Genomic DNA, 23,758 nt, shown 5'->3' with positions numbered 1-23,758 from the left:
TTGGGCTAAAGCTTGTTAATGTCCCAGGGCCAGTCGTGGCGCTCAATGGGTTGGCCGTCGCGGTTATAGGTGGTTTCGCTAAAAATGGCGCGCCCGCTTTTATGCACGGCAATCACTGTAGAACACCGGGTGCCATAGTCGGGGCTGACAATAAACGCGCTGCTCAGCAGGCGTTCTCTTTCAAGGCTTAGCCCGGTTTCGGGCAGGTCGGCATCTTCGGCCTGGGTCGTGTCTTTCAGCAGGTCGTACACCCGGTTGATCGAACGCTCCAGGTGCGTAATCGGGAAGTGGTCCAGCAACGTACGCAAACGTTCGGTTTTGGGCCAGGCAGTATCCAGCAAATGGTTCGACAACACATAACGCCCTGGCGCCAGCGCCTGGGCCTGGTGAGGTGTTTTGGTTTGGTTACCGCTATACCAGGCCTGCTGCAAGTCGCCCACAATCAAATTGAAACCGGCATATAAATGCCCGTCGCGCGCCGAGGCGCCGGCGTAGTCTTGTGCACTTTGGGTGGTGGTCAGGTAAGACTTGACCAGTTCGCCGCGCGATACCGGGTTGCTTGGGCCGGGCATGCGCAGGTCGCGGTAGTTGGTCAGCAGAGCAAAGCGCCCCTGGCGGGTAATGCCCAGCCAGGTACCGCCTGCGGCTTCGTCGACCCCGGCAATAATGTGCGGATGATCGGCCCAGGGGGCTGCCGGGCGGGCAGGGCGTGCATGGAATTCGTCGCGATTGGCCGCAATAAACAATGGCCAGTCTTCGTGTGTGCGCAAGGCCAGGTAGGCAATGCACATGGGCTTACTTCAGCATGGCCAGATTGACGTGTTTTTCGACGTAGTTGCGTACCCTGACCGCATCGCCAATACGCGAGTACCGGCCCTGCGAATTTAAAAACACCATGGCCACTTCGCGGTTGTCGATGCGTGTCACCATGACCAGGCATAATCCGGCTTCGTTGATGAACCCGGTTTTCGAGATGTTGATGTCCCAATCGTTGCTTTTAACCAGACGATTGGTGTTGTGATAGACCAGATAATGACCGTTTTTTAGTTTGACGTTGTGGTTTGTGCTGACGGTGTAGCGCTGTATAACGGGGTGCCGGTTGACGGCGCGCAACAACTTGACCAGGTCGCGCGGGGTAGAGACATTGTCGGCCGACAAGCCGGTGGGGTCGACAAACTGGCTGTGGCGCATACCCAAGGCGCGCGCCTTGTCGTTCATGGCGCGTACAAACGCCTGCAGCCCACCCGGGTAGTGGCGGCCCAGGGCATGTGCGGCACGGTTTTCAGAAGACATCAGGGCCAGATGCAGCATGTCGGCCCGTGAAAGGCGGGTGCCTACGGCCAGCCTTGAGCGAGAATTGCGCAGTCGGTCGATGTCGGCGTCGCTGACCGACAGCATTTGCTGCAGCGGCAAGCCTGATTCGGCAACCACCAGCGCGGTCATGAGCTTGGTAATAGAAGCAATGGGCCGGACTTCTTCGCTGTTTTTGTCGTATAACACCGAGGCGCTGTCTAAATCTTGAACAAATACCGCTTCAGAGCGCATGTCGTCGGCTTGTGCCGCGGTGCCAAGCGACAGCCCCAGCAGGCAGGCGCCTAAAAAGGTATAAAAACGGGTGGAAATCGACTTGAGCAGCATGTGGGTTCCAGCAATTCACAATGCTGAAGATGATATCAAAAAAACTTAAAAAGCAACAATAAATTAGTGGCTTATGTGAGTTATTTGAATCGTTTTCTAGGGAAAACCCCTTGGGATATTTAAATGCAGCGCAACGTTGCAAAAAGATGTTGCGTCATAATCGCCGCATAACCTGAACCTGACCGAGAACAATCATGCACGACCTGCCCCGTATTGTGGACCACCTGGTAACCCGGCTGAACATGCAGCCGCACCCCGAAGGGGGCTATTACAGCGAAACCTACCGTGCCGTAGATCAGGTCCGACGCGTCTCTGATGATGCCGTACGTGCCAGTTCGACGGCAATTTACTATTTACTTAGCGATGGGGCCTGGTCGACCTGGCATCGCATTACGTCAGACGAAGTCTGGCATTTTTATGCAGGTTCGCCCCTGAACGTTTATGTTTTGGGGGCAGACGGCCGGCTCGACATTCATAAGTTGGGCAACCCGTTAACACATGAGCAGTGCACCTACCAAGCCGTGGTGCCGGCCGGCTGCTGGTTTGCCGCTGCGCTTGAAACCCCCGACAGCTATGCGTTGGCCGGGTGTACCGTGGCCCCGGGGTTTGAGTTTTCTGAGTTTGAGCTGGCCAATACCGCCGAACTACTGGCCGCTTACCCGCAACATGCCGAAACGATCAGGCGTCTGGCCCGCGGGTAAGCCGGTGAGGGTTGTGCTGGCTTAGCAGGCGGTCAGCCGGGGGGTCTTTTCGACGGCCAGGCCAAACAAAGGCCTAAGGCCCACGCCCAGGGCGCTGCCGGCAAACGCGGCGGGCAGCCACAGCCAGGCGTGCAAGCTGCCCGACAAAATACCACTAAAGTAAGCGCCAATATTGCAGCCAAAGGCCATGCGCGAGCCAATGCCCAGCAACAAACCGCCTACTACGGCCGCCAGTAACGAGCGCAGGGGCAAGCGCCAGATGGGGGCAAACTTGCCTGCAGCGGCTGCCGCGCCCATGGCGCCCAGGACCAGGCCGATATCCATGACCGAGGTAATGTCTTGGGTAATTGGTGCAGTCAGGGGGCCGGGGCTTTTTGCCCAGAACGCCCACTGGTCAGGTTGGGCCAGGTCGAAAAAGGCCAGGGTTTTGGCACCCCACAGGGCAAATGCCGAGGTGATCCCCCAGGGGCGGCCGGCCAGTGCCAATGTGGCGAAGTTAAGGATGACCAGCACAATGGCGCCCCACACCAGGGGCCATGGGCCACGCAAAAACGAGTTGGCGGTGCCGGTAGAAGCCGCATGGCTGATCAGCCGCCCGTGACGGCGTTTTTCGAGCACGACAGTGACCCAGGCAATGAAGCCGAAAATGGCCAGATTGATGATTAAGGCAGGCCACAGCCCCCACGATTTGACCAGCGATGTGGGCGCCAGAGCGGGCAGGTTGCTCCACCACGGAAAGGCCCATGCGCCAATGACCGAACCCACAATAAAGAACACCAGTGTGACGATCATGCGGGTGCTGCCGCCGCCGACGGCAAACAGCGTGCCCGACGCGCACCCGCCGCCCATTTGCATGCCAATGCCAAACATAAAGGCGCCCAGCACAACAGATACACCCGGCGGCGAAACAAAACCATTGACCGCCTGCCCGGCCAGTGTGCCTTGCGCCAAAAACGGGAAGAACAGCAGCACGCCCACGGCCAGCATCAGCATTTGCGCACGCAAGCCGGCACCCTGGCGGTCGGATACGAAGACCCGCCATGCCGACGTAAAGCCGAAGGCAGAGTGATAGAGGGTGACGCCCAGCAAAATACCGACAACCCACAGGGCGGCCTGACGGCCGCTGACCGTTTCGGCAATATAAAACAGACCCGCCAGCCCGATGAGGGCGGCAATGGTCAGGGGTTTGATGTTCAGTTGCACGGGGCCGGGCGCCCCTGGCAATGTTTGAGCAGTTGACATGATGTGTGTGCAGAAAATTTGAGGTTTGAACCCGACGCATAACGCGTCCTGGAGCGAATGTTACTGCGTTTCGTGTCGCTAGAGCGACCCGTGTTGTCGAATGTTACGGGTCGAGGTGGCGTCGGTGAACAGGGGGTTCAAGCCGTTAAAAACCCGAGCCGGGCTGTTTCAAAAAGGTAATTTCTTCTGGTGTTGAGGTGCGTCCCAGTGCCGCGTTGCGGTGCGGGTAGCGGCCGAATTTCTCAAGAATGACCTTGTGCTTGATTTCAAATTCGTAGTTGCCTTCCAGCCCGGGCCGGTTGAACAAACGCATGGCGTCGTCATGGATGATCAGCGATTCGCTGTGCATGTAGGGCATGTACAAAAAAGCCAGGTCGGGCGGGTTGATGGCACGGTCGGCGCCGCACGCAACGGCTTCTTGCGCCAGCACCAGCGCCAGTGCGTCGGTGGCGAAGGCCTTGGCCTGGTCACGAAACATATTGCGGGGGAATTGATCTAGCACGATGATTTCGGCCAGACGCCCTTGTGGTGTGGCCCGCCAGCCAAAACATTCGCCTTGCGCGGCTGCCTGGTGGGTGACCTCGAAACGTGTCTTGATGCGAGCGTCGAGTTCGGGGCTTTTGTCGAACCAGTGCTTGGGGCCCAGTTCGTCAAACCAGAATCGCAATACGTCTTCCGGGGAGCACGGGGCATTAGGGCGGGTTGGCATAAACTTTAACCTTTAGTTAATTAATACGCAGGTGTGAAATGAAGACCTTGATTGTGGGTGCCGGTGCGGTCGGTGGGTTATTTGGGGCCATGTTGCAGAAATCGGGCGCCGATGTGCGGTTTTTGTTGCGGCCGGCTCGCAAGGCCCTGATCGACGCCAATGGCCTGACGCTGACTACCCCCGACGGGCAGTATCACTTCAAGCCCGCCACGGTTGACGCAACGGCGCCTGGCGATGGGTACGATCTTATTATATTGACCAACAAGGCGTATGCGCTTAATGGGGTGGTTCGCGACATTGCGCCCATTGTGGGGGCCAATACACATGTGTTGCCGCTGCTTAATGGCCTGCGTCATTTAGATGCGCTGGACGCCGTTTTTGGCGCCGAGAAGGTGCTGGGTGGTATTGCCAAGACTATTGCCACGCTGGCCGAGCCGACGCATATTCATGTGGCCAACGCCTACAGCAGCATTACGGTGGGTGCACGCTTTGCCGAACAAGACGACAAGGCGCGCGCGGTGGCGCAATTGCTGGCGTCGGCGGGTATTGATACCGAATTAAGTGCGACGGTGATGGACGATATGTGGGACAAGTTCTGCCGTATGGCGTCGCTGGGGGCTGCCAATTGTTTGTTGCAGGGTACGGTGGGTGAATACATGCGCAGTCAGGCCGGCGGGCAGATTGCGCTGCAGTTGTTTGAAGAGTGTGTTCAGACAGCTCAGGCGGCAGGGCACGGCATGCACCCGCAGGCGGTGGCAGGGTATCAGCGTGTGCTGACCAACCCCAATTCTTCATTTAATTCATCGATGTACCGGGACATGCGCGCGGGCCTGCCGATTGAGGGCGATCATTTAGTGGGCGACATGGTGAGGCGCGCCCAAGAGGCGGGTTTGACATGCCCGATGTTGTCAGTGGCGCAAGCTGTGCTGGAAACCTACACAGGGCGTCTGACCCAGGCAGGGTAGTTGTCCCCATTGCCAGCCGGGTTTGCCTGTGCCTATAATAGGTGCACCGCGCGCTGATTGCGCGGCGTGACAACAAGGAGTCCAGACATGGCATATGCATTTCCCGGCCCGCAAGGCATTAGCGAAATCAGTGAACAGCTCGAACTCGACCTGACCCCCGAAGAGGTTGGCGAGTACCACGCTTATTTGTCGGCGCTGACGCCGGCCTTTCGCCTGATCGAGCAGTTGCCCGACGAGCTGCCGGCGGTCAAGTATCCGCGCACGCCAGGTTACCGGCCGGAAGGGGCCGAGAACCCGCACAATGGTTGGGTTGTTAAGTCAAATATTAAAGGCGCGCCGCAGGGCAAGCTTAAGGGCAAGACGCTGGCGATTAAAGACAGTGTCATGGTGGCGGGTGTGCCCATGAGCAATGGGGCGTCGATTCTTGACGGGTATGTGCCCGATATAGACGCAACGATTGTGACGCGCATTCTTGACGCGGGCGGCGAGATTCTGGGCAAGGCGTCTTGCGAGTACTTGTGTATTGCCGGTAACAGCGTAACCGGCGTCAATGGCCCGGTTCAAAACCCACGCGTGCCGGGGCGCAGCACGGGCGGGTCCAGTACCGGCAGCGCCGCGCTAGTAGCCGCAGGCGATGTCGATATGGCTATTGGTGCCGACCAGGCGGGTTCTATCCGGATGCCGGCATCGTTTTGCGGGATTGTGGGGTTAAAGCCAACGTACGGTCTGGTGCCTTATACCGGTGCGGCCAGTATTGAATATACGTTCGACCATGTGGGCCCGATGACGCGTACCGTGGCCGATTGTGCGTTGTTGCTTGAGGTGATTGCTGGCGAAGACGGGATCGATGGTCGTCAGCGCAATGTTCAGGTTCAGCCGTATACCGAGGCGTTGGGGCAGGGTGTTAAGGGGCTGAAGATTGGTGTGGTGCAAGAGGGTTTTGCGCGCGCTGAAACCGAGGCGGGGGTCGATGATGCAGTTCGGGCCGAGCTCAAGCGCTTGGCTTCGATGGGCGCCATTGTCGAAGAGGTGTCTATCCCTTGGCACAACATTGGTTCGGCGTTGTGGTTGCCTATTGGTATCGAGGGGTCATATCACAATATTGTGCGCGGGCATGGCGTGGGCTATGGCGGCATTGGCGCGTATTCGTTGGGTTTCATGAAAGCGTATGAAAGTTGGCCGGCGCATGCGTCAGAGCTGGCAGCGCCGATTAAAGCGGTGTTGTTGTCGGGGCGGGTGCTTGAGCGTCATGGTGGGCGTTTATATGCAAAGGCGCAAAATCTGCGTCGCCGTTTGCGGGCGGAATACGATGCACAGTTGGCTAAGTACGATGTGTTGGTGATGCCGACAACGCCAATGACGGCAACGCCGATGCCTGGACCGGATGCGGGGCCGCAAGAGGTGGTGAACCGTAGCTGGGAGATGTTGCTGAACACAAGTCCGTTCGACCTGACGGGGCATCCGGCGATTTCGGTGTGCTGCGGCGAGGTGGAGGACCGGCCGGTTGGCTTTATGGTGGTGGGCCGTCATTTTGACGAGCAAACGGTGTTCCGCGTGGCGGAGGTGGTGCATCGGGGGTGATGGGTTTGGTCAAAGCCTTCTGTGCAAGGCCTTTGGCAGCCCCGGCCGGTTGAAAGGCATCGCCCGGCCCCTTCGGGGCTACCCGTTGTTCATGCACCGGTCGAAGCGGTTGCGGAACTCGCGGGATCGACCAGCCCCCGGCTGGTCGAAAGCGCCCCGCTCGAACAGCCGCAACCTTGCCTCTTCGCCCAGTGCATGAACACCGGCGGGCTCAAAGCCTTTAAACCGGCCAGGGCTGCCAAAGGCTGAGTGAGTAGCTGGGCAATTTGCTAGAGTACGAGCGACTCTCAGATAAGGGCAGGGCTCATGATCGTTCACAAGCGTAACGTGTTCGTCGGATGGGTAAGGCAGGGTTGGCGCCGCATGCACCGACGCCGTCACTTTACGGTTAGCGCTTTGATTTTTATTGCGCTTGCAATCGCGTTGATCTTCTTCGGGTTGCGCCCCGAACTTAGCCTGCTTCTGGCCTTTGACATTGCCGTGGTGGCTTTTTTGGCGGCAACAGTCATCATGTTTCTGCGGTCCGACATCGATTCCATTCGGCAACGCGCGCGCAAGGAAGATGAGGATTATTGGGGGTTTTTGCTGAGCACGGCAGCCGTGGCAACGGTGGTGTTAGTGGCGTTGGCAGGGGGGCTGCACCCAAGCCAACAGGCAGACAGCCTTCATATTGCGCTTGCGGTGGGCAGTTTGATTTTGGCCTGGCTGTTCATGCACACCATTTTCGCGCTGCATTATGCCCACGAGTTCTACGGCGACAATGAAAGCGAACAGGCAGCCAGCGACGGCGAACAAGCCGGCCTGTATTTTCCTGGCACTGTCAATCCGGACTATTGGGATTTTGTGTATTTTGCGTTTGTCATCGGGATGACGTTCCAGGTTTCCGACGTGCAAATCAAATCACGCGAAATCCGCCGCGTTGCCTTGGTGCATGGGCTGATTGCATTTTTCTTCAACGTGATTGTGATTGCGCTTAGTGTGAATATTGTGGCGGGGAATATGTAATCTGTTGCCGTTGATGTTGCGGGCGATAGGGAAGGTCAGCTTTCACTGCACGGTGGACATGGTAACCACCCGGCATCAAAGGCAACTTTGCGTCGAAAGCGGCCTTTACTCCCTGTCTATCCGCGCCAGACCCAATAGTGTCGGTCAGTGTTTCTTGTTATTTTTTAGATCTGGACCTATGTGATTGAACATACCACGCCAAGACGCTTGCGCTACATATTGTGGATAAGGCCAGAGGCAGAAGAAACGTTATATCTTCAAACGGCATACTTGTAATGAGCTGGTTCGGCATGAACACAAGCGCGACGAGAACGGTTGCACAGAACATTGCAACCACTATGCAGGCAACAAGAATAATAAGTTTGAAAAGGCTTGGCTCGTGTATTGCCGCCTTGTTCATTGTCTTCCCCTTTTTGGTTTGGCTTTTTGCTGCTAGTTGATCATAGGCTGCTGGATTCTGCGCTAATAACCACTTGCGAAATTTTTTGTGTAATTTTCGGCAGCGTAGGGAATACCAATGAACTCGTCAAGTCTCTGGATAGAGAGCAAACTGCCTATAAAAATCTGGCCGACTCAGATCGAAAGCATTTGATCTACGGTAACCGACCCCAGTTTTTACCTTCAAGAAGCCAAATGCTGTGTGGCGGTCTGAAATTAAACCGATTGGCCGCCACGACAGTCGGGCTACTTCAAGATGTTTTGGTTGCGCAAGTACTGTGCCAACATAGAACTAATAATCAGTTGCAGCAAATGGAATAGCATCAGAGGCATAACGGCAATTCCCACCAACGACGCAGGAAACAATACTTGAGCAATAGGCACACCACTGGCGAGACTTTTTTGTGCTCCGCCAAATAAAGCCGTAATACGGTCTTCACGACTAAAACCAAGCCATCGCGCCAGACCATATACAAAAAGCATGGCCAAACACAGCAAGATCAGACAGATTGCCACCAATCCGAAAATCATCTGTGATGAAACCTGTTCCCAGATGCCGCCAAGAACGGCCGCGCTGAACGCCCCATAAACCACCAGCAGAATCGACCCGCGATCAATCACTGAAAGTGTTTTCCCTAGTGCTCGAAAGGGTTGTTCAAGCCAGGGTCTCAGGAGATGGCCTACCAGGAAAGGCAACATCAACTGCATAAAAATTTTTACGACTGAATCAAGTGAAGATACTGCTCCAACGGTTGGTATCACCAGCCCGTTGACCAAAAGTGGCGTTATCAAAATACCAAGTAATGTCGATGCCGATGCGCTACAGACCGCAGCGGGCACATTACCGCCAGCGATCGACGTTAATGCAACGGCCGACTGTACGGTGGCGGGTAGCATGCAAAGATATAAAACACCCAGATATAGCTCAGCGCCGATCAAAGGAAGCAGCAATGGCTTGAGTGCGTATCCCAGAATGGGAAAGACAACAAAAGTAGTTCCCAGAATCAACGCGTGAAGGCGCCAGTGTGTTAGCCCGTCGATAATCGCCTGACGAGGCAGCTTTGCCCCATGCAAGAAAAAAAGCAGCGCAATTGCAGCTGTCGTGAGGTACGACAATAACGTGGCGACGGCCCCCTGTGCAGGTAGCATCGTTGCCAAAATGACAGTGCCGACAAGCAAAAGCGTGTAAGTATCTGGAAAAAAATTTGGGCGTTTTATGACGCGCATTGAACGAGGAACCTTAAAAACGAGGAAGATGACGCACCAATCACAATGCAGCGATAAGCACAGCGCAAGACCCAAGATGATAAGAATAAAGCTTGATGAAGTAAAATGTTCTTATCTCAACAAAAAATGAATTTAATTCATAAATAATGCTTGACCGTATTCATCTGTCCATCATTCAAGAGGTGGAGAAGCAAGGCTCACTTACTGCCGCCGCAGGCGTACTTCATGTCACACAATCGGCGCTAAGTCACAGCATGAAAAAACTAGAGCAGCAACTGGGAACCGATATCTGGTTGCGTGAAGGCCGTAGCCTGCGGCTGACACAAGCGGGCCAATACCTGCTTTCTGTGGCCAACCGGGTGTTGCCGCAACTGAGTTTGGCTGAAGAGCGGCTACAGCAGTTTGCGCAGGGCGAGCGTGGCACGCTGCGCATCGGCATGGAGTGTCACCCTTGCTACCAATGGCTGCTTAAGATTGTTTCGCCCTATCTGACGGCCTGGCCCGATGTAGAAGTTGACGTCAAACAAAAGTTCCAGTTTGGTGGCATTGGCGCCTTATTTGCCTATGAAATAGATCTTCTGGTCACGCCTGATCCACTGAACAAGCCAGGGCTAATATTTGAGTCCGTCTTTGATTACGAGCAAGTTTTAGTTGTTGCTGCCGATCATAGACTGGCCAAAAAGGAATATATAACCCCCAAAGAGTTGACCAACGAGATCTTGGTGACTTATCCGGTCCCTGTGGAGCGTCTGGATATTTACAGCATGTTCCTGACACCTGCAGGAATTACGCCCAAAAGCCATAAGCCTATCGAAACAACCGATATCATCTTGCAGATGGTCGCTAGCGGTCGCGGCGTAGCGGCATTGCCACGTTGGTTAGTACTGGAATACACAAACAAAATGAATATTGTTCCAGTGAAACTAGGCAAGCACGGGATTGCCAAAAACATCTTTCTTGGTATTCGTGAGGCTGACAAAGACATTGATTACGTGCGCTCATTTATCGACAAAGCAAAGGCTCTTGAGACGAAGTAACGAGATCCGCCTGGATAGGGTAGGGGGCCTCTTGATTTGATTAAACCCATCGCATGAGAAAACATCATCAATAGATGAAATTAAATCACTTTTTTTCATGATGCGAATTGCCTAACATTCAACTCAAGCATCTATTCAAGATGCAGCGAGTTAAAAATTTAGGTTAGAAGTCACATGAATAAAGAGTTCACATTTGCCGTCAAACGTACTCGTTTCGACGAGGACTATTGCCCTTCCGAAGCGACGCGCCTCACTACCAACTTTGCAAACTTGGCCAGAGGAACGGGTCGTCAAGAGAACCTGCGCGATACGCTCAAGATGATCGACAACCGGTTCAATGCCTTAGCGCATTGGGATAACCCGCAGAGCGATCGCTACAGTGTGGCCATTGACATCATTTCTGTTGAAATGGATATCAATGGCGAAAGCGCCGGGAATGGTCTTCCACTGATTGAAATATTGAAGACCAGTATCGTTGATCGAAAAACCAACGAATGCATCGAAGGCATCGCGGGCAATAGCTTTTCGTCTTACGTTCGTGACTATGACTTTAGCGTAGTGCTGCCGGAGCATAACAAAGACGGTTCCGACTTCAGTCTGCCAGATAGTTTTGGCGACCTTCACGGAAAACTTTTCAAAGCATTTTTGAACTCGGACGCCTACAAAGCGAACTTCTCCAAGCTACCCGTCATTTGCCTGAGTGTTTCAACCAGCAAGACCTATCAGCGCACCGACAACCAGCACCCCGTCTTGGGGGTCGAATATGTGCAGGACGACTACTCGCTGACCGACGAGTACTTCAGGAAGATGGGCATGGAAGTCAGGTACTTCATGCCTGCTAACTGCAGAGCTCCCTTTGCGTTTTATTTCTTTGGCGATTTACTCAACGATTACACGAATCTCGAGTTGATCAGCACGATCAGCACGATGGACACCTTCCAGAAGATTTACCGACCCGAGATCTACAACGCCAATGCTGAAGCGGGCAAGTTATATCGCCCACGCCTGACAAATCGGGATTATTCGCCGACCCGCATTATTTATGACCGTGAAGAGCGTAGCCGCCTGGCCGTTCAGCAAGGGAAATTTGCGCAAGAGCACTTTATCAAGCCGTATCAGGCGACGCTGGCGCAATGGGTCGCCAACGGCGCGCTTTAAGAATACTAACAATCAGGTTGTTCATCATGAAAAAATTATTACCGACGTCGACGGCGGGCAGTTTGCCCAAACCTTCCTGGCTCGCAGAGCCCGAGAAACTGTGGTCCCCTTGGAAAGTGCAGGGCGAAGCGCTGGTTGAAGGCAAGTTGGACGCGCTGCGTCTGGCTTTACAAGAGCAACAACTTGCCGGGATCGATATCGTCAGTGACGGCGAGCAGACACGGCAGCATTTTGTGACCACGTTTATTGAGCACCTGGATGGCGTTGATTTTGAAAAGCGCGAGACGGTCAGAATCCGTGATCGGTACGATGCAAGCGTGCCGACCGTTGTGGGTGCCGTCTCACGTCAAAAACCGGTCTTTGTTGAAGACGCAAAATTCCTTCGTCAATTAACCGATCAACCGATCAAATGGGCCCTGCCAGGCCCGATGACGATGATCGATACGCTCTATGACGCCCATTACAAAAGTCGTGAAAAGCTGGCTTGGGAATTTGCCAGAATCCTCAACCAAGAGGCTAGGGAGCTGGAAGCCGCTGGGGTCGACATCATCCAGTTTGATGAGCCTGCATTCAATGTCTTTTTTGATGAAGTCAACGAATGGGGCGTTGCCACTCTCGAGCGGGCGATCGAAGGCCTGAAATGTGAAACCGCTGTTCATATCTGCTATGGCTACGGCATCAAAGCCAATACCGACTGGAAAAAATCGCTGGGATCCGAATGGCGGCAATATGAAGAAGCCTTCCCCAAGTTGCAAAAATCCACTATCGATATCGTTTCGCTGGAATGCCATAACTCGCATGTTCCAATGGACTTGATCGAGCTCATCCGCGGTAAAAAGGTCATGGTCGGCGCTATTGACGTGGCAAGCAACACCATTGAAACGCCCGAAGAAGTCGCTAATACGTTGCGAAAGGCACTTCAGTTTGTTGACGCCGACAAACTCTATCCTTGCACCAACTGCGGCATGGCGCCGCTGGCACGCAACGTGGCACGAGGCAAGCTTCGCGCCTTGGCAGCAGGCGCAGAAATTGTGCGGCAAGAGCTTTAGAAATAACTTCGAGAGGACAAAGTGTCGTCGAATTTAACCAGCGACGACACTTTGTCCTCTTTCATTTCGATTTCTCCTCAATTCATAAAAGTGGTATGCAACACTCAGGCCCCACCATGTCATCCAACATGACGTCAATCGATTCGTCCCACTTTCGCAAAGCTCTCGGACACTATGCGTCGGGCATCACAGTCATTTCCTCGTTAGTCGAAGGTGAGCCAATCGGCTTCACCTGTCAGTCGTTCTACAGCGTATCGATGAATCCGCCGCTGGTGTCATTCAGCGTCATGGCTGGTTCTGCCAGCTATCCGAAGATTCGCCAGGCAGGTCGATTTGCAGTCAACATCTTGTCAGATAAGCAGGTCCGAATTTCCAACCAGTTTGCCCAGAGGGGGGCCGATAAGTGGCAAGGCGTCGAATGGTGGGAATCGCCATTAGGCAACCCTGTCATCGCGAACAGCGTGCAATGGCTCGATTGCGAAATCTACGCTGGGCACGCAGCGGGTGATCACGTCATCGTGATCGGCGAGGTCAAAGCTCTAGGCCCCGAATACTCAGCCATTAGGCAACCCTTGGTGTACTTTAAAGGGCAATATCACATCATTGCGGATCAAGTAACGAACAGTGGCTTCGCCGCACGGCGGGCAGCCGCCGATGGGTCCGTAGAGCGATGATCCGTCGGCGCAGACCGACGCCACTCATCGCTTCAAGATTGACAGGGCAGCTCAGCCAGCACGCAAAGGCAGAAGGATGTCTCGGCCGCGAACTTTGCCACCCTAATTTATTAGCATCAAACCTTTAATTTGAAACACAGATACGGTATAACTTTTAGATAAATTCAAATTAATACACGCAAACTCCAGGAGCTGCGGCCCATGAACACTAAGCGTAGAGACTTTATAAAAGGGTGCACCAGTGCGTGCGTGTTGTGGGTGCCGGGTTTGGCAGGTGCGGCTGCGTTGGGTAGCACATCTAGTCCGTCTGTTACCGATACCGAAGTACACATCGAAAAATCTATCAAGGCGGGCTTTGGTGGCGGCTTTGCATTGCGCGGGCATCGTCGCTCGGGTGATTTAACCTACGCCGAAATCGAGCATCGTGGCAACCGCTATACCGTGGCGTCGGCTGATCTGGTTGACTGGAAAGTTTTAAGCGCGGTCTGACCTTACTTTGCTTTGCCATATTCTTGGCTAGCGTTAAGCGTTGGCTTTCCCCTTATCTATTAGGGCCGTGCAAAGGTTGTTGATTAAATCGCGCTTTGCCTGATGCCCAGCAGATGCACCCCAAAAGGAGCCGCGTCGTGTCCCAAAAAATCAAAAGTATTCGCATCCATCCCGGTATTGGTCTTGCACGTATGGGGAACAGTGATGAGTTTTTTATCGGCCCAGAGGCACCTGGGGTTGTCGTTGATCCCGGCGGCAGTGGTGGCCCTGGCCCCGATGGCGGCACTTATCGCGACAGCAAAGCACGGCTTAAGCGTCAGGCGCAGCGCTATCGCGTGTATGCCTATGACGCCGACGGCAAGGTTGTTGCCGAGCTCACGTCAGACTCTGAGCTGGTCAAGTCTTTACGCTGGCGCGTTCATGTCAGAAACATGAAGGCGGCGAACTATGCGTTTCAGGGCGCTTATTTGTTTGACCCAGACGAGTTGCGCAATCCGTCCATTCAACCCGGCAAGAAGCCCATCGAGCGCACGCAACTGATCATTGATCCGGGGGTTCATACCATTACCTCGGGTCAGACAGAGCCCGTGGTCATGAAGGGCGATGTATTTACCGGTATTGAAAAGGGCAAGCTGCCTGGGGCCTTGCGGTTTGAGGGGTTTACGCCCAAAGATACGTCCCAGGAAGTTGAGGTGACGTACACGCCGGCAAAAGGTATTGAGTTAGGCCAGTTGCGGCTCGATGCACAAAGCCGTTTGTTGTTTGTGCCTGCCCCCGGAAAAGGGGACTGCGTCACGACACCCAAGGTAATGCTTTCGAACCCCAGCGAGTTCGTCGAGCCGCCCAACGGGCCGGACAACGGTAAAAATCCGTTAACCAATCAGTTTGCGTACTTCAACGTGCCAGGCTGGTGGGACGACACTTGTGGCGGTGAAATTGACGCAACGGTAACGCTTAGCGACGGCACGGTGTTAAGCACACGGGACAACGTCAAGACAGAAACAGACGACGGCACTCGCAACCCCAACGCCGGCGCCTGGATCATCACGGCGCCGCCTAAGTATGCGCCCCATATGTACCACGTCGTGTCCATCCTCGACCGCGTGTACGAAGCCTTCCCAGAGGCCTATCCCAATGCAGGCAAAAAAACCAATTTTTATCGGGATATCTATCCGATATTTGCGAACGCGGTGCATTACGGCTGGGTTAGCGCCGAAGCGGCGGGGGTCTCGCCCGACGCCAAGAATAAAGGGCATGGTCCGGCCCAGTCCGGTAACTTGCTTAACCCGGGCTACTTGGCCTTGCTAAGCAATCCGGCCGAGAACATGAAGCCGATTCGGCAGACCATTTATCGCCTCATGCGTCATGCCCCTGGGCAGCGTGGGCGCTTGGTCGACTCGCTGATGCCGCCGCCTCCCCAGCGCCCGACCAGCTGGAAAAATGATGAATTTAAACGCGCCGAAGTCGATACCTTGATGCCCAAACTGTGGGGTACAGGGGGCAAACCCTTGCAAAATAAACAGTTGGGTAACGACCTGCCCGATCAGTTCCTGAGTCTGACGGACTGGCAATTGGCCCATCTGAAGAATTGGGCCGAAGGGGATTTTGAAGTTGGCGAGATGCAAAAGCCCGTCGCGTTTGACAAGTTGCCACTCAACGATCAGCCACATGCTCTGGATAGCGCCGCGCTGCAACCCACCATTGGTGGCGGATTTCACCCAGGCATCGAGTTCCCCTACCTGATTATTTATCGTGAGTTTTTTGCCGAGGCGTTCAGGGTTGGAAAAGACGTCGAACCCGGCTCGCTTTCGGCATTTATGTCCAGTCCGTGGCAGGGCGATTTCTGGTCGTGCAACGAGGCCTGGTGGCCCACGCAGCGTCCCGACATCGTCTTCGAATACGATGCCAATACCAAAACCCGCACCTATAAAGAGTGGTTCCGCGGTTACGACGCCGATGGCGAGCCCTTGTCGTCTACCGATGGCTATGAGCAGATGGCTTATGCCTGGCCAAAGCTGGGCATGGTGCTGCCTCTCAAGACGGCCGATGGCGACTTCCTGAAAGATAACGGGTCTGTTGTGTTTGTCGAGCAAGAGCGAGATCCGTCATTGAACCGTCCGCCCGCCAAAGGGAACTGACCTTTTGGTGTCATCGCCTGAAGAAGCCACCGATACGGTATGGGACGTTATCGTTGTCGGTGGCGGGCCGGCCGGGTCGGCCACCGCAATAACGCTGGCCAAGTTTGGCCAGCGTGTTTTATTGGTCGACGAGCAGGGCGGCGCTAAATTTAAACTGGGTGAGTCGCTGCCACCCGTATGTGTGGGCTTGGTTAAGCATTTTTTAGGCGACATTGATGCGCCCGAAGCGGGGCTGTGCGGCGTGTTTCATACCGCCGGCAACGTTTCTGTTTGGGCGACCGATCAGGCGCAAACCACCGACTTCTTCTTTACCCAAACGGGTTTTGGTTTATGCGTTGATCGTGTGGCCTTTGATGAAGCCTTACGCCAGAAGGCGGTTGCTGAAGGTGTGACACTACTGACGGGTGCCCGCTTTGAGTCTTGTTCCCGGCTCGTCGACTCAACGTCCAACTGGCAAGTGCAATTTAGCTACGGTATGCCAGTACACCAGGCACGGTATCTGGTCGACTGTACCGGGCGACGTTCTTCCGTGGCCAAGGCGCTGGGTATCACGGCGCTTGAAACCGACGACAAATTGTTTGCCTATGCACAATGGTTCGCAACGTCAGCGCAAGATGACGACTGCTACACCCGAATCGAGGCCGGGCCGCATGGCTGGTGGTACACCAACCGCCTGCCAGGTGGTCAAGACGACACAACGCGCCGCTTGGTGGTGTTTCATACCGACAAAGACTTATCGCTTGCCAGGTTGGCGGCCAGCGCCGAGGGCTTCCAGCAAATCTTGGGCGATTCGGCCCATATTGGGCCTTTGCTGGCCGATCACGCGTATCGCCCATTGGGCACCATTCGAGGTGCTGCAGCCAACAGCCAGCGGCTGGCGTCGTTTTGCGGTGATGCCTGGATGGCGGTTGGCGATGCCGCCCAGGCTTATGACCCGTTGTCGTCTCAAGGCATCGACAAAGCGCTTAGATCGGGCAGTCATGCGGGGCATCTGATTCACTACGCACTGTCTGACAACTCGGTTAACGATCGCGCATTGGGTCGCGACAATCACTATATAGGTCAGTATGTTTTGCAGCAGCAACAGCTGTGGGACAAGTACGTGTCGCAACGCGATTTTTATTATCAGACCCAACCCCGATGGACAGACCAGCCATTTTGGCAGCGTCGTAGTTCGTTGCCCTGAAAAGAGGGACTTGGTCGTTGCCCTGGCCGATTGTAGTCAACCTGTCTGATTCAGACAGACCCTTTACGCGCTGGTGCTGCGTGGCCCAAACATCATGGTCGAGATCAGTGCCGCCAGCCAGGAGCAAAGTGCCGGTGTTGACCAGATCGGTGTAGCCGTAGGACAGATGGATCAGGCAACACAGCAAAATGCTGCGTTGGTCGAGCAAATGGCTGCAGCAGCAAAAAGTTTGTGGACCCAAGCCCAGGCACTGGTTGGTGCCGTGGCCGTATTCAAGCTCTCTGGCCACGCGACGGACAGCTTTTCAGCGCGACAGTCCGCGGGTTTACTGCAGTTGTCGGCTTAGGCGTTGCGAGTCAACGCGTTGAATTGTTGGACGGTATAAACAAAAAGTTCGTCCACTTTTCAATGCTAAAATTTCGGCGTCAAAAAGAGGGGACAAATAGCTCTCATGCGCATGAACGCGCCAGTGCGACGCTGGACATCTTGGTTGTTGCTGCTCGCGTTTCTGAATGCGATGGCGGTCCCCGTGTGGGCGGGCGCTTCGGGCAACCAGGCTGCTGCGCGTACGGTTCTGATGCAGTTGTGTCATGCCGGCGGTTCCCAGCTTGTCGAGGTCGAGGTTGAGAATGACTCGTCCGACGCCAGCAGTGTTGCAGCCAGCGTACAAGACGGGTTTTGTTTACTGTGTTTTTACAGTGCAACACCGCCTAATACTGCAGCCCCATCTTCATGGCAGCCCGTCGCCCACACTTGCACGCATTGGGTTGTCGACGACGCCCCTGTGCCACTGGCTTTTCTCTGGAGTCCGGCCAGAGCGCGAGCACCTCCAGTTATCTCCTGACATCTCTCTAGCGGGTGCTTGATGTCGTGGTCCAGTCTTGGTCACGACGCACCTTAGTCATGTCATTTTGCTGAGTCGTTGCTTCCAGCCGCTGCGCTTGCGCCGGGTGGCGCGCTTGCGCGTGCGCACAGCCTCAGCAGATGTCAGGAGTATTTCTATGCGGTTTTTATTTAATGCCAAGCACGTTCAGAGCGTGCTGGCTGTGCTTCGTTCGTTCATTGTTTTTTCATTCTTGCTGCTGGCCAATCGCGTTGGCGCGCAGCAAGCTACGCCTACGCTGGCGCCCATTACGATTTCCGGAGAGCGCGGCTTGACGATGACGCAACCCGCGTCTACGGGCTCTAATCTGGGGCTAACGCTGCGGCAGACGCCGGCCAGTCTTGACGTCATTTCGCGTGAGGACATCGAGGAGCGGGGGGATGCGTCCATCACACAAGCCATTACCTGGTCCACCGGTTTTAGTGCCATGCCGCATCCGGGTAATGGTTTGAGCGCTTTGTCGGTTCGCGGGTTTACCGATAGCGCGTCGGTCATGCGCCTTTACGACGGCACTGCGCTATACGGTAATGTGGGCATTACGTTCCCGTTCGATACGTGGTCGGTTGATCGTATCGAGACGTTGCGCGGGCCGGCTTCTGTCATCTATGGCTTGGGTGCTATTGGCGGAGTGGTTAATGTTATTCCCAAAAAGCCCACGGCTGGACCCGTAGAAAACGAGTTGCAGGCCTCGGTGGGCAGCGACAATACGCAGCGACTTGGCCTGGGTAGCGGTGGCAGTCTGACCGATCGGCTGTCTTATCGCGTAGATCTGAGCGGCAATCGCAGCGATGGCTGGGTGGATCGGGGGGATAATTCCGATGCCACGTTTTCGGGTGCTTTGCAGTTCGACGCCACGCCCGAGCTTAGTTTTCGAGTAAGCCATGCGTACGGTTACCAGCGCCCCATGCAATATTTTGGAACACCGTTGGTTGACGGTAGCCCGCAGCGAGGTTTGCGAAAAACAAACTACAACGTTGAAGACAGCGTCATGCGGTTTCGCGATCAGTGGTCAGAATTGGCTACGTTCTGGCGTCCCAATGATGACTTGACGGTAAGCTCGCGCCTTTACCATGTGACAAGCCGGCGTGATTGGCGTAATGCCGAGTATTACGACTACAACGCGCAAACCGGACGGATTGATCGTTCCGGCAACACGCAAATTTCTCACGACCAGACCCAAACCGGTTGGGCGACTGATGCGACATTCAAGTCGCGCTTGGCTCACATGCCCTCGACTTTCTCGATAGGATTTGATCTGAGCCGTAGCCGGTTTCAGCATGACAACAATACCTATAGTGGTAGCTCCGGTTCTGTCGACTTGTACGATCCCGAGCCGGGCTACTTCCGAAGTGATTTTGCATTCATCCCGCGTTATCGCAACAAGGCGAATCAGGTTGCGTTGTTTGCAGAGAACCGCACTGAAGTGACTGATCGGTGGTCGTTGGTGGCAGGCGTGCGATACGACCAAACTCAACTGCGTCGTGATGATCTGGTGACCCGGCAGCAAGCTTTTTCGAAGCGATACGCCAACGTGGGCTGGCGACTGGGTACGGTCTACGATTTGACCGCCGACACCGCCGTATATGCACAGTATTCCGAGGCGGCTGATCCGGTAGGCGCTTTGCTCATGCTTAGCCCCGCCAATGCAGACTTCAAGATGACCCAAGGGCGTCAGGTTGAAGTCGGGGTTAAAAGTAATTTTTGGGATGACCGGGGCGCGCTGACATTGTCGGTTTACCACATTCGCAAAAATAATCTTATCTCGCGCGACCCAATCAATCCGAGCCAAAGTGTGCAGGTTGGCGAACGCTCTTCCAGAGGGGTTGAGGCCTCGATTGAGCTGGCCGTTGCGCGGCACTGGCGCGTGCAAGCCAATGCCACGGTACTTCAGGCACGGTACGATGATTTCAATGAATCGTCGGGTGGCAGGGCGGTGTCCCGCAGTGGCAATGTGCCGCCGAACGTGCCACAGCGTCTGGCCAATGTATGGGTAAGCTGGGACTTTCTGCCTAACTGGACAGCAATGGGTGGGCTGCGTTACGTAGGAAAGCGTTATGCCGACAACGCAAATACATTGACCCTGCCGTCGTACACCACAACCGATTTGGCCATACGCTGGGATGTCGGGACAGATACGTCTATTACCGCGCGCGGCTACAACGTATTTGATAAGGCTTACTTCACCACGGCCTACTACAACACCACGCAATGGCTGTATGGCCCGGGGCGACGCTTCGAGCTGACGTTGGACCATCGGTTCTAGGTCTGGGGCATCATGATGAATCTGATGGCCCGTACAAAGCGCCTGACGTATCTGGTGCATCGATGGACGGGTGTGGTCGGGTGCGTGCTGATTGCGACATTGCGCTACGACGACGCTATCGATGAAGATCGCTGGACGCATGCACGCAGTCTCGATGCGCATCGGCCATTGCACCGCATTTCCGTAGACGGTCCCCTTCCGGGCACGTTGTATGTGTCCGGAGTTACCGGTCAGGTGGTCCTCGATGCGCCTTTGTCCCAGCAACGCTGGAATTACGTGGGGGCCTGGTTGCACTGGCTCTATATGTTCAAAGACGGCTCGGTCGACCCGATCTGGTCCTGGCTAGTCATTGGGTTATCGGCCTTGTGCACCGTCAGCGCGTTGTCGGGTTGTGTCGTCGGCGTGTGGCGGTGGCGTTTTAAAGGCCGCTACAAAACAGGAGCTCGCACTCCGTATCGAGAACCCTGGATGCGTTGGCATCATGTTGCAGGGTTGCTTTTCGGAGGCGTGATCCTGACCTGGATATTCAGCGGCCTGATGTCCATGAACCCTCTGGGCATATTCTCGCCTAAACACATAAAGCCCAACCTCGTCGCGTACTACGGTGGTGGCAGCTTACCTGCCGGGCCGCTTGCACAGCCTTCACGCGTCATTCAGACCTTGCACCAGTCCGGCTTTTTGCCGGTCGAACTGCACTGGCGAAGCCTGAATGCCGAAACGTATGTACTGGCATACGACCGACAGGCGCATATCCGTCTGGTGCGCGACGATGGGCAGGGCGGTTTGGCTGTCAGCCTGTCATGGCCTGCTGCCCAAGCACTGGCTGCGGCCGGCCGGCTGTTTTCGTATCCCTTGATCGGCAACGAAGTACTGCGTGTAGACGATGCCTATTATTACCGGCGGCATGCCGAGGCCATGAACGGCGCACGTCAGTTGGGCTTGCCCGCGTTACGCGTAGACTTTGCCGACCCGGGGCGCACGCGCGTGTATATCGACCTGCAAACGGGCGCTGTGGTAACCAGCCTGGATACCTCGCAGCGAATTGGCCGTTGGCTGTTTTACTTTCTTCATAGTTGGGATACGCCGGGCCTGCTGCGTACGGGGCCGCTTCGCGACCTTGTCATCATGGTGCTGAGCCTGGGCGGGCTGGCGGTGACACTGGCCGGCGTGCGTATTGGGTGGCGACGGGTGATGCGTCTGTATAAGTAGTGAAAATCAAAGATTGAAGCGCCCCGAGGCGCTTCAATCCTGCATTAGCCTCACGAACTGTGCTGGTTCCGCAGGGTCATTACATCTGCGGCTTATGCTTCCCCGATGTCCTGGCTCATCCAGCTGTAAAGCCCTGCAACCCAGCTTTGTGCGTGCAGGCCGAATGCGGCAGAAACATCTTCGGCGCGTGCGTAAAGCGCTTCAAAATCGATTGACGGTGGCTGTTTAAAGGCAATAGCTACCATATTGCCATCGTGGACTTCAGGTAGCCAGGCGACGGCAGGGAAGGCGTTTTCGATCATCCGAATGTGCGCAAGGTGTTCAGGCCAGTCGCAATACAGGTTTATGGTCATCATGCCTGTGCGTGACAGGATATTTGCGCAGGCCCCGTAAAAGGCTTCAGAGCTAAGAACCGGGCTATGTGCTTTTGCATCGTATAAATCAACCTGCAAAATATCGACCGAGCGGCGTCGCGAAAAATCTTTGACGTAATCTGCCGCATCCATGCTTAAAACCTTCAGTCGGTCGTCGTCGTTTGGTAACGCGAAGTGGCTTCGACATGCCTGAATAACTTCCGGGTTGAGCTCCACCGCTGTGATTCTTGAGGGCGCAAGGTGGTGGTAGCAAAATTTTGTTAGCGCCGCTGCGCCCAGGCCAAGCTGAACAATATGTGCGGCGTCGTCGCGAAACAGTAGCCACATCATCATTTGTTGAACGTACTCCAGCTCGATCGAATTGGGCTGGTCGATGCGCATTGTGCCTTGTACGGCGGCAGTGCCGAAATGCATGCTACGCACGCCGTCGAGTTCAACAATATTTACCATGAAAAGTCGCTTTTTTGCGGAGTATTAGTTAGTGCCGGTGTTCGTCAAATAGGCGCCGTACACGTTGTTCGAAATTGCTTGACCCCCGCACTGGGGCTTGCTACGGTTTGCACGTCTGCGATGCCGCAGGCTGTATGGTAACGGTAAGCCTGTTTTTGCATTTAACCCAACTTGCTCAGGAGACTTTTATGACGACTTCGTTCGAGACCGTTCGTGTGGCAGCTGTGCATGCAGCAGCGCCTTTTTTGAACCTGGAAGCCGGTGTGCGGCGGGCGGTCGAGTTTATTCACGAAGCTGCGGCGGGTGGAGCACGCTTGGTTGCCTTCCCTGAAACGTTTTTGCCGGGCTATCCGTACTGGATCTGGTCGCACACAACAAAGTATGCCGCGCCGTTTTTTGCCGAGTTGTATCGTAATGCCATTGAGCTGCCCAGCCCGCAATCGGATGCGATTGCGGCGGCTGCTCGCGAGGCGGGGGTCTGGGTAAGTTTGGGGGTTAACGAGCGTGACGGTGGCACCTTGTACAACACCATGGCGTGGTATTCGCCCGAGGGGCGTTTAGTAGCGAAGCACCGCAAGCTGCATCCTACCAATGCCGAGCGTACCGTGTGGGGCCAGGGCGACGGCCGCGATTTGTTTGTGGTGGATACGGGTTTTGCGCGGGTTGGCGGGTTGATTTGTTTTGAACACACGATGAGCCTGGCACGCCACGCACTTACAGCGATGGGCGAGCAGATCCACGTCGCGTCGTGGCCGGCTATCAATGCTACCCACGCTGATCCGAACGCCGGCGATTTCAATCACTATTCCACTACATTGGCAGCAGCCCACGCGATTTGCGCACAAACTTATGTGATCGTGGTGCAAGGGCGTATTTCTGAAGAGATGGTGGAGCGCTTGGCGGTGCCGGCTGGCCCAGATGCACCTACGGTGGGTGGCGGGATCAGCGGCTTTATGGGGCCGAATGGTAAGTGGTTGGCCGAGCCGCACCGCGATACCGAGGCGGTTATTTTTGCCGATCTGGATTTATCGATGATTGCTTTTGCGAAGTACTTTGCCGACGGAGCCGGCCATTACGATCGACCTGATGTGTTCCGCTTCGACCTTGACCGCACACCGCACACGACATTGCCCGAATCAACAGTGCAGCAGGGGGTGATTAGGGCTGCCAGTGCTTCGACTAAAGTGGTTTGAGCGGCACTCATTAAGATCCCCGAACGGATACTGCTTAGGTAAACTACGCGCAAAATAATGAAGTGCTCGATTTTGGGGACATGAAGCACGTTGTCGGTTCAGGATGGCGTGGTCTGGAAAAAGCCGGCAGATTATTTCATCTTGAAAGA

The 23,758-nt window shown here is 55.2% G+C and carries 21 protein-coding genes and 1 pseudogene; 16 read left to right on the top strand and 6 right to left on the bottom strand.

Annotated elements, in window-relative coordinates:
• Nucleotides 1-5 precede the first annotated feature (5 nt).
• Both GTU67_RS06285 and pbpG read right to left on the bottom strand, forming a co-directional pair.
• Nucleotides 6-791 carry an NRDE family protein gene (locus GTU67_RS06285; RefSeq protein WP_185779239.1) on the bottom strand — a complete coding sequence of 262 codons (786 nt, stop codon included), beginning with the start codon at nt 789-791 and terminating at the stop codon, nt 6-8.
• A gap of 4 nt (nt 792-795) precedes the next feature.
• Nucleotides 796-1,638 carry a D-alanyl-D-alanine endopeptidase gene (gene pbpG / locus GTU67_RS06280; protein ID WP_185779238.1) on the bottom strand — a complete coding sequence of 281 codons (843 nt, stop codon included), beginning with the start codon at nt 1,636-1,638 and terminating at the stop codon, nt 796-798.
• Nucleotides 1,639-1,841: 203 nt separating this feature from the next.
• Here pbpG and GTU67_RS06275 point away from each other — a divergent pair, with 203 nt between their 5' ends.
• Nucleotides 1,842-2,339, top strand: a complete 498-nt coding sequence (locus tag GTU67_RS06275; RefSeq protein WP_430459001.1) for a cupin domain-containing protein — start codon at nt 1,842-1,844, stop codon at nt 2,337-2,339.
• Nucleotides 2,340-2,360: 21 nt separating this feature from the next.
• Here the strand turns inward: GTU67_RS06275 and GTU67_RS06270 are convergent, their stop codons facing one another.
• Together GTU67_RS06270 and GTU67_RS06265 are read right to left on the bottom strand one after the other, a co-directional pair.
• Complete coding sequence (locus tag GTU67_RS06270) at nt 2,361-3,581, bottom strand: YeeE/YedE family protein (RefSeq protein ID WP_185779236.1); 1,221 nt, start codon at nt 3,579-3,581, stop codon at nt 2,361-2,363.
• A 145-nt stretch (nt 3,582-3,726) separates the two neighbouring features.
• On the bottom strand, nt 3,727-4,290 hold the full coding sequence (locus GTU67_RS06265) for a DUF924 family protein (RefSeq protein WP_185779235.1): 564 nt from the start codon (nt 4,288-4,290) through the stop codon (nt 3,727-3,729).
• 38 nt (nt 4,291-4,328) lie between these two features.
• Between GTU67_RS06265 and GTU67_RS06260 the strand changes: the two genes are divergently transcribed.
• The 3 genes from GTU67_RS06260 to GTU67_RS06250 all read left to right on the top strand — a co-directional run bounded on the left by GTU67_RS06260 (nt 4,329) and on the right by GTU67_RS06250 (nt 7,841).
• Nucleotides 4,329-5,255, top strand: a complete 927-nt coding sequence (locus tag GTU67_RS06260) for a ketopantoate reductase family protein (protein ID WP_185779234.1) — start codon at nt 4,329-4,331, stop codon at nt 5,253-5,255.
• Between the two features lie 87 nt (nt 5,256-5,342).
• The gene (locus GTU67_RS06255) at nt 5,343-6,836 is read left to right on the top strand and encodes an amidase (protein WP_185779233.1); all 1,494 of its coding nucleotides are present in this window, start codon (nt 5,343-5,345) and stop codon (nt 6,834-6,836) included.
• Nucleotides 6,837-7,142: 306 nt separating this feature from the next.
• The gene (locus GTU67_RS06250; RefSeq protein WP_221893288.1) at nt 7,143-7,841 is read left to right on the top strand and encodes a DUF1345 domain-containing protein; all 699 of its coding nucleotides are present in this window, start codon (nt 7,143-7,145) and stop codon (nt 7,839-7,841) included.
• Nucleotides 7,842-8,525: 684 nt separating this feature from the next.
• Here the strand turns inward: GTU67_RS06250 and GTU67_RS06245 are convergent.
• On the bottom strand, nt 8,526-9,506 hold the full coding sequence (locus tag GTU67_RS06245; protein ID WP_221893287.1) for a bile acid:sodium symporter family protein: 981 nt from the start codon (nt 9,504-9,506) through the stop codon (nt 8,526-8,528).
• A 146-nt stretch (nt 9,507-9,652) separates the two neighbouring features.
• Between GTU67_RS06245 and GTU67_RS06240 the strand changes: the two genes are divergently transcribed.
• The 11 genes and pseudogenes from GTU67_RS06240 (at nt 9,653) to GTU67_RS06190 (ending at nt 21,592) form a co-directional block, all read left to right on the top strand.
• Entirely contained in the window at nt 9,653-10,543 is an 891-nt protein-coding gene (locus tag GTU67_RS06240; protein WP_185779232.1) for a LysR family transcriptional regulator, read from the top strand.
• Between the two features lie 174 nt (nt 10,544-10,717).
• Entirely contained in the window at nt 10,718-11,701 is a 984-nt protein-coding gene (locus GTU67_RS06235; protein ID WP_185779231.1) for a DUF1852 domain-containing protein, read from the top strand.
• A gap of 26 nt (nt 11,702-11,727) precedes the next feature.
• Nucleotides 11,728-12,750, top strand: a complete 1,023-nt coding sequence (locus GTU67_RS06230; RefSeq protein WP_185779230.1) for a methionine synthase — start codon at nt 11,728-11,730, stop codon at nt 12,748-12,750.
• Between the two features lie 116 nt (nt 12,751-12,866).
• Nucleotides 12,867-13,424: a flavin reductase family protein gene (locus GTU67_RS06225; RefSeq protein ID WP_221893286.1), complete on the top strand. Its 558-nt coding sequence runs from the start codon at nt 12,867-12,869 to the stop codon at nt 13,422-13,424.
• Nucleotides 13,425-13,625: 201 nt separating this feature from the next.
• On the top strand, nt 13,626-13,913 hold the full coding sequence (locus GTU67_RS06220) for a twin-arginine translocation pathway signal protein (protein WP_123660659.1): 288 nt from the start codon (nt 13,626-13,628) through the stop codon (nt 13,911-13,913).
• A gap of 137 nt (nt 13,914-14,050) precedes the next feature.
• The gene (locus tag GTU67_RS06215; RefSeq protein WP_185779229.1) at nt 14,051-16,051 is read left to right on the top strand and encodes a LodA/GoxA family CTQ-dependent oxidase; all 2,001 of its coding nucleotides are present in this window, start codon (nt 14,051-14,053) and stop codon (nt 16,049-16,051) included.
• A gap of 7 nt (nt 16,052-16,058) precedes the next feature.
• Nucleotides 16,059-17,237 carry an NAD(P)/FAD-dependent oxidoreductase gene (locus tag GTU67_RS06210; protein ID WP_346726991.1) on the top strand — a complete coding sequence of 393 codons (1,179 nt, stop codon included), beginning with the start codon at nt 16,059-16,061 and terminating at the stop codon, nt 17,235-17,237.
• 85 nt (nt 17,238-17,322) lie between these two features.
• Nucleotides 17,323-17,583: pseudogene (locus tag GTU67_RS06205) on the top strand (methyl-accepting chemotaxis protein); the annotation flags it as partial.
• 111 nt (nt 17,584-17,694) lie between these two features.
• Complete coding sequence (locus tag GTU67_RS06200; protein ID WP_185779227.1) at nt 17,695-18,081, top strand: DUF2946 family protein; 387 nt, start codon at nt 17,695-17,697, stop codon at nt 18,079-18,081.
• A gap of 157 nt (nt 18,082-18,238) precedes the next feature.
• On the top strand, nt 18,239-20,383 hold the full coding sequence (locus GTU67_RS06195) for a TonB-dependent receptor (protein ID WP_185779226.1): 2,145 nt from the start codon (nt 18,239-18,241) through the stop codon (nt 20,381-20,383).
• A 12-nt stretch (nt 20,384-20,395) separates the two neighbouring features.
• On the top strand, nt 20,396-21,592 hold the full coding sequence (locus GTU67_RS06190) for a PepSY domain-containing protein (protein WP_249417597.1): 1,197 nt from the start codon (nt 20,396-20,398) through the stop codon (nt 21,590-21,592).
• Nucleotides 21,593-21,684: 92 nt separating this feature from the next.
• On the opposite strand, the gene GTU67_RS06185 is transcribed toward GTU67_RS06190, so the two are convergent.
• A complete protein-coding gene (locus GTU67_RS06185) occupies nt 21,685-22,347 on the bottom strand; it encodes a spermine/spermidine synthase domain-containing protein (RefSeq protein WP_249417596.1) in 663 nt (220 codons plus the stop codon).
• Nucleotides 22,348-22,604: 257 nt separating this feature from the next.
• Between GTU67_RS06185 and GTU67_RS06180 the strand changes: the two genes are divergently transcribed.
• On the top strand, nt 22,605-23,609 hold the full coding sequence (locus tag GTU67_RS06180; RefSeq protein ID WP_185779224.1) for a carbon-nitrogen hydrolase family protein: 1,005 nt from the start codon (nt 22,605-22,607) through the stop codon (nt 23,607-23,609).
• Nucleotides 23,610-23,758: the final 149 nt, after the last annotated feature.

The sequence above is a fragment of the Pusillimonas minor genome (assembly GCF_014237865.1).
In the GTDB taxonomy this organism is placed as follows: Bacteria; Pseudomonadota; Gammaproteobacteria; order Burkholderiales; family Burkholderiaceae_B; genus Neopusillimonas; species Neopusillimonas minor.
The sequence above is the reverse complement of the archived record's forward strand: the minus strand, read 5'-3'. Positions and strand labels throughout refer to the sequence as shown.